The sequence below is a fragment of the Streptomyces enissocaesilis genome, from assembly GCF_039533765.1.
GTDB classification, from domain to species: domain Bacteria; phylum Actinomycetota; class Actinomycetes; order Streptomycetales; family Streptomycetaceae; genus Streptomyces; species Streptomyces enissocaesilis.
The window spans coordinates 1-6,099 of the sequence record NZ_BAAAUD010000045.1 but is presented as its reverse complement, the minus strand read 5'-3'; the positions used below and the strand labels follow the sequence as shown (position 1 = coordinate 6,099).

The following is a 6,099-nucleotide window of genomic DNA, read 5'->3' as shown; positions in this document are numbered from 1 at the left end:
TCCCATTGAGCATTCGTCAGTTCATGCCGACGCACCATGACGGACTCCTGCCCGGAACGGCAACAGATCCACCGCCCCGGACAAGAGCCATCAGACACTGCCTAGACGGGGCCGAGGGTCGCATGGCGCACTGACAACGGGCCCAGGTGCTTGCCCGGTTGGTAGACGCTGCCGGCACACGGACCGCGCGGAGGGGCCCACCCTGGATCGGCAACGGGCTGCGGTCAACCTCCCCGCCGAAGTGACGATTCTGTGGGGAGAGAAGCCGAGCGGCTAGGTTCGCTGTCAAACGCCTCGATTGGATGACGAAGGACATCCAGCACTTCCATGATCTAGATCGTCTCGGCAGACCATAGCCGCAATGAGCGATCCATGTGAAATCCAATGTTAAATCCGGCGTGCAATTGGGGTAGAGTGTGGCGTGGAGGTGAACTCTGTGCCCACTGAGAACGAGCTGTTCAGCGCGGTCGATGCGCTGTTGGAAGAGGTCGCTCAGGACGATCTCCCGACACCCGGAGAGCGCAAGCGTTTGCGCGAGGCCGCTGGCCTGAGCCAGGAACAGATCGCGAAGGCCCTCAAGAGCCGACGGGAGACCATCGGCAACTGGGAGTCGGGCGAGACCGAGCCGCGGCCGCCGAAGCGCGCCGCGTACGCCCGGCTGCTGGAGGGCCTCGCCGCCCGCTTCCCCACCCCGGCCGCCGACGCGTCCACCCCGGCTCCGGCGCCGGTAATCCCGGAGGCGTTCACCGGCCCCGCGCCTGTTCCCGCCCCGGCGGCCGAAGCGCCGGCGCCCCCGGCCCCGGCTGCTGCCGTACGACCGGCGCCCGCCGTGAAGCCCGCCGCGTCGTCGCGGCGCCCGGGTGCGAAGAAGGCGGTGGCGAAGAAGACTACGGCGTCGGCGGCCGCCGTCGACCCGCGCTTCGAGAACGGTCCGCTCGCGGTCATCGACTGCGAGGACGGGCAGGTGTCGGCGTACTGCGTCGGAGGCCTGGTCCTGGACGTGCCCGCCAAGACGATCCCGGCGCTGGTCGACTGGACGCTGACCGAGGCCCGCCTCGGTCAGGCCCGGCTGCACCGCAACGGCCGCGACGCCGACCCGATCCTCGTCCTCACCGCGTCCGCGCTGGAGCGCTTCGGCCTGCCGGTCGCGCTGTCGGAGGAGGAGCGGCACGCGGGCCGACTCCCGTCCGGCCACAAGGTGGTCAAGCAGATCGACCGGGCTGGGCTCCAGATGAGCCAGCGCGGCTTCGGTCCGTGGGCCCGGGTCTACCGAGACCCCGAGGGCTCCCGGCGCCGCTGCGTCCAGTTGTGCATCCTGCCGTGGAACGCGCTGGACGCCCGCGAGTGGGACAAGAAGGACAACCCGCAGCTGCCGACGATGCACCCGGCCGAACTCGTCCAGTACCTCGGTCTGTACGCGGCCCGGGTGATCACGCCGCGCGGCTCCACCGCGACGACCGGCCTGGAGCTGATGACCGCGCTGCGCCCGCCCACCCGCGCGCAGAAGGACGAGGCGACCGGGGAGTTCAAGCCCGCGTTCAACGATGACGCGATCACCGCCAAGTACGCCGTCGTGCCGTGCGAGGTGCCGGACGAGCACCCGATCCTGAAGAACGCGGGGTTCGCCCGGCACCACATCCGTACTCCGGCAGAGATGCTGATGGAGGAGCCGTACGACTGGTGCCGGCCGCTGACCGATGAGGAGTGCGCCAACCCGTACCTGGTCGTCGTCGACATCAACATGTCGTTCGCCGCGGCCGCGAACGGGCTCACGGTCGGACTGAACGGGCCGACCCACCTGGAAAACAACCCGAAGTTCGATCCGGCGCTGCCCGGCTCGTGGCTGGTCGACCTGAGCCACGTCGACCTGTCCCGCGTACGGGTCAACGGCCGCACGGTCGACGGCTCCCGGCTCCCGAGCCCGTTCACGCCGAAGGGCGACCACCCCGAGGGCCCGGCCTGGTACGCCACGCCCACCGTCGCCTACGCGGTGGAGCTCGGATTCGACGTCGCGCCGATCGAGGCGCACGTCCGCACGCAGACCGGCCGCTACCTGGACTCCTGGTACAAGCGGCTGCGCGACGCCTACGTGGAGACGATGGCCGACATGGGCGTCACCACCGACCTCCAGGGCCAAGAGTTCCTCGAGGCGATGGCGCGCCGCAAGCAGGTCGACCCGACGATGGCGCTGCTGGAGACCGCGATCAAGGCGACGGCGAAGGGCGCGATCGGCAAGCTGCGCCAGCGCTCCCGGGGCCAGGTGCCCTACTACGAGCCCTACCCGGCGCTGGACCGGTGGACGTGGCGCCCCGACATCCGGGCCGCCGTGCTCGCCAACCAGCGCACCGGCCTGCACCGCAAGCTGATGAAGACGGCGGCCGCCGCCGACCTGTACCCGGTCGCGATCGGTACCGACGCCATCGTCTACCCCTCGCCCGGCCCGTCCCCGCTGGACGTCCTGCCGCACACCGAGGAGGGCAAGCCAGTGCCCGGCGGCTTCCGGCTCGGGGTCTTGCCCGGGATGGTCAAGCACCAGGGCACCCAGACGGTCCTGTGGGCAGAGCAGCAGTTCGAGGAGCGCGGCGGCGTCTTCAACATCTCCAACCTCATCAAGACCGACCAGAGCGCCGGAGAAGGGGAGTAACCCATGGTCGACTCGCTCGGGGACAGCCTGGACCGCGCGCTGGAGGGGGCATTCACCCGCCGCATCCCGCAGAGCGCCCAGGCGCAGATGAAGTACCTGGTCAAGCAGCTCAAGGGCACCAAGGCCGCCGCCCAGGCGCTCGGAATCTCCCAGCGCACCGTGGAGCGGTACGTCTCGGGCAAACTCAAGCGGCCCCGCCAGGACCTCCGCGGCCGCCTGGAGCGCGAGGTCAAGAAGCGGTGGCAGCCGCAGGTCCGCGCGAAGGCGAGGAAGCAGGCGGCGTCCACAGGCGGGCTGGTCGTCTCCACCCGTGCCCGCTTCGGGTTCGAAGCGGCCGGGGGCACCACCGACGATGCCCGGATCCGGGACATTACCCAGGCCCTGCCGCCCGAGTACGCCGACAAGCTGTTCAGCGCACGGGAGCAGGGCAAAAGCGAGGACCAGCTCCGGCAGATCGCGGCCGACGGCCTGGCCCGGATGTACTTCCGCGCCAACAACAGCCGCGCGCACGGCCTGGGCGTGNAGTTCACCGACGTGGAACGGCTCGACATCGAGCTGTAGGCCGGCTCCCGCACAAGCGCCGCGTCCCCGGCATTGGAGCTGCCGGGGACGCGGCGTTCCGCATCCTACGAAAGGCCCGCCACGGTCAGGTCGTACGCGCGGCACGGCGCCGTGCCCACCAAGACAGCTGCGGCGCGGTAGCGGCGTTGACGGCCCGGCCGAACGCCTCCAACGCAGCCTCCAGGCGCGCGGTGTTCTCCACATCCGGCAGGGCGTTCAGCAGCTGCTCGGTGGCGGTGACGACCGCCGGGTCGGAGGAGCGCATGAGCGGGGCGGCGGCGGTAGCGGCCCGGGTGAGCGGCTCGCGCACGGCGGCCACGGCCTGCTTGCTCGCCACCCGCTCCCGGCTCAGAAGCTCGGCCGCGCGTCCGAAGCCCACGAGCCCGCTCTGTGCCTCGGTGCCGCCGGCGATCCGGGCGCGGGCGGCACCACCGGTGAAGGCGAGCACGGTCAGCAGGAACGTCCGGCCGCGCTCGGCCCGTCCCTCCCACAGCAGCCGGTTGGCGGTGGCTGCGCCCTGCAGTTCAATTACCGCCACTGTCATCGCATCTGCCTGCACTCGCAGAGCCCCGATCTCGGCGTGCTGTTCCTGGTGGTTCCGGGCGCGGCTGGTCAGCCACGACGCCAGAACGGCGATGACCGCCCCGGAGGCGAGCGTGCTGACCAGCTCGATCAACTTGTCCATGCCCGCAGGCTGGCCGGACGCCGGCCCCGGTGTCCGGGCCGTTGCGCACCTGACGCACAACCCGGACGATCCCGTTGCCGATCAGCGGCCGGGCGCCGCGTACCCCACGAACTACGAGCTGAGCGAGGACGAGGCGGCTGAAGCGTGGCGCGGCACCCGGAGCTGACCTCGGCCTGTCGGGCGGGCCCGCCCACACCATGGCAACAGGCACCACCCCCGATGCGGGGTCTCACGCAACGCAGGGCCACGGACCTCCGTTTCGTCCGCATCGCCTCAGGAGCCCGCCGCCTCAGGACCCTCCGCGATTCCCGCGAAGACGATCTGGCGGTCCGTGACGCGGGCGGCACCGTACGCGGCGGCGGAAAGAAAGCTGTTGGCCCGTACGAGATAGCGGAAGTCCTGGCCGCGGGCCGCCCAGAGAAGCATCTGAGCCGCGTTCACGCTCCGGTACGCGGCGTCGACCAGCGCCCCGGAGCCGCACCCGCTGCCCGGAGTCATGGGACTGCTCAGATAGGAGATCCGCACGTCATGGTCGGCTGGCCCCATCAGGGCCGCGACTTCAAGGAGATCACGAACGCGCTTGAGGCTCATCTCAATGTCCGCGTACACATCGCGGCCCGTGGCCAGCGCATCCCTGGCCTCGCACTCCTTGCACGCTTCCTCAGAGCAGCGATGCTCCCGCACGGTGATCGCCGGTACTGGGGAGGGCTCGTAGGGCTCCCCCTGATGCGGCATCCGGGCCGTGAAGTGCCCAACGTGGTCGATCGTTTCCTGGTTCACACAAGCCACGATGAGCCACAGGCTCGATCCCTCTTCGCCCGAATCACCTGATTGGCTCAGCCCGTTTCGGACCGCTGTCCGCCAGCGCTCGTTTGGCCTGCTGGTAGTCCTCGTACGTCACGGCGTTCAGCGCCTCGAACCGGGCGAGCGTCTCCACCGTGTCGTCCTTCTTCATCGCGGTGTCGGTGAACTTCAGCAGCAGCTCCACCATCGCGTGGCTCTTCCAGTGCCGCAGCTCCGCCTCGTTCAGGAGCTCCGGGCCGCCGGCCTCCATCATGTCGACGAGCCGTTCACGGGCCCTCCACTCCCGGCGCCGACGCCACCAGCCACCGCCCGGCCGGTTCAGATCCCGCAGCTTGCGGATCTGCTCCACCATGGCTCTGATCTGCGTCTCCTGCTCGGGCGTCCATGCCTTCCCAGAGCCGTCAGCAAGCGCCTGGACGGCCTCCTGGGCGGCCTCGCTGCCGTCACCCGCCCCGTCGCCGCACAGCTGCTCCACGGCCCTCCTGAGCGACGCTTCCGCCGCTGTGGTGTCGTCGTCTTCGGACACGCTCTCCCTCTTCTCCTCGCAGAACGCGCAGCATGCCCGCCGCACCACTCCCCGGGCAATCGGACGGCTGGCCTACTGGGGATCCGGGTCCGCCCCGCCCGGCGCGGCCGCCGTACGACGGGAGCGTCGGCGGATGACGCCGGGCAGTTGTCGGGAGGCGGCGGCCGGGATGAAGAACAGCCCGGTCATGCCGAGCTGTCCTGTTGTGCCGTCCGCGTCTCAGCTCCGGTGGCAACGAGGCCATCGAAGTTGCTCATGGCGGTGGGGTCATCGCACACGCCGGTGGTGTCGGTGTCGACGGGGGTGAGAATGCCGTCACTTCGGACGGTCCAGGCCACCAGCGGGTCCACGGTGAACGTGCCGTCCTGGTTCTTGAACCGAGCGCTCCACCCACCCCCAGGGATGGCGGCGACAACAGGGTGTCCGCCTTCCGAGAGCCCGGTGAAGGTGCGGCCGTTGTTCGCCGGGACAAGTCGACCGTTGCGCTCATCAACGACGAGCGCTTGGCCCTCGTCGTTCCAGGCAATGACGGGCTTGCTCCTGTAGACCGTGCGGCCGTCCTCTTCCTGCTTGTAGTTCGCTTCGTAGGGGTGTTGTGCTGGGATCACTACGTCTCCTGGGCAGGTCAGTACTGGACTTGGTGTGACCGTACGGCCGGGGCGGTCTGTCCGTCCCGGGGTTTGATCAGTGTGCCGGCGCAGGCTAGTTGGCAAGTGATGACGTCGGACTGCTCTCGCCAGCGCAGTGTGACGCCCTGGCTTTGTTCACGACCTCCGGTTCTGGCTCGCTTTCCGTGATGCGCGCACGCTGAGTGACGGCTGCTGCTCCGATCAGGCTCCGGGAAGTTGCCTGAAAATGACCAGGGACGAACTTGGCGTG

7 protein-coding genes are annotated in these 6,099 nt (G+C 69.6%); 3 read left to right on the top strand and 4 right to left on the bottom strand.

Features of this window, described 5'->3' with window-relative positions:
- The first annotated feature begins 436 nt into the window (after positions 1 to 436).
- Entirely contained in the window at positions 437 to 2,644 is a 2,208-nt protein-coding gene (tap, locus tag ABD374_RS22305) for a telomere-associated protein Tap (RefSeq protein WP_344497367.1), read from the top strand.
- A gap of 3 nt (positions 2,645 to 2,647) precedes the next feature.
- Positions 2,648 to 3,205, top strand: a complete 558-nt coding sequence (gene tpg / locus ABD374_RS22300; protein WP_344497366.1) for a telomere-protecting terminal protein Tpg — start codon at positions 2,648 to 2,650, stop codon at positions 3,203 to 3,205.
- A gap of 85 nt (positions 3,206 to 3,290) precedes the next feature.
- Here tpg and ABD374_RS22295 read toward each other — a convergent pair whose 3' ends face one another.
- Complete coding sequence (locus ABD374_RS22295) at positions 3,291 to 3,890, bottom strand: hypothetical protein (RefSeq protein WP_344497365.1); 600 nt, start codon at positions 3,888 to 3,890, stop codon at positions 3,291 to 3,293.
- Between ABD374_RS22295 and ABD374_RS22290 the strand changes: the two genes are divergently transcribed.
- Positions 3,889 to 4,056 carry a hypothetical protein gene (locus ABD374_RS22290; protein WP_344497364.1) on the top strand — a complete coding sequence of 56 codons (168 nt, stop codon included), beginning with the start codon at positions 3,889 to 3,891 and terminating at the stop codon, positions 4,054 to 4,056. The two genes, ABD374_RS22295 and ABD374_RS22290, sit on opposite strands and share 2 nt — an antisense overlap.
- A gap of 107 nt (positions 4,057 to 4,163) precedes the next feature.
- Here ABD374_RS22290 and ABD374_RS22285 read toward each other — a convergent pair whose 3' ends face one another.
- The 3 genes from ABD374_RS22285 to ABD374_RS22275 form a co-directional block, all read right to left on the bottom strand.
- Complete coding sequence (locus ABD374_RS22285) at positions 4,164 to 4,670, bottom strand: hypothetical protein (protein ID WP_344497363.1); 507 nt, start codon at positions 4,668 to 4,670, stop codon at positions 4,164 to 4,166.
- 43 nt (positions 4,671 to 4,713) lie between these two features.
- A complete protein-coding gene (locus tag ABD374_RS22280) occupies positions 4,714 to 5,220 on the bottom strand; it encodes a hypothetical protein (protein ID WP_344497362.1) in 507 nt (168 codons plus the stop codon).
- 185 nt (positions 5,221 to 5,405) lie between these two features.
- Positions 5,406 to 5,828 (bottom strand): hypothetical protein, encoded by a 423-nt coding sequence (locus tag ABD374_RS22275; RefSeq protein ID WP_344497361.1) that lies wholly within the window; start codon positions 5,826 to 5,828, stop codon positions 5,406 to 5,408.
- Positions 5,829 to 6,099: the final 271 nt, after the last annotated feature.

Coding starts and splice junctions, on each gene's coding strand:
- ABD374_RS22290 (WP_344497364.1), top strand. CDS start 3,889: ATGCCCGCAGGCTGGCCGGACGCCGGCCCCGGTGTCCGGGCCGTTGCG.
- ABD374_RS22295 (WP_344497365.1), bottom strand. CDS start 3,890: ATGGACAAGTTGATCGAGCTGGTCAGCACGCTCGCCTCCGGGGCGGTC.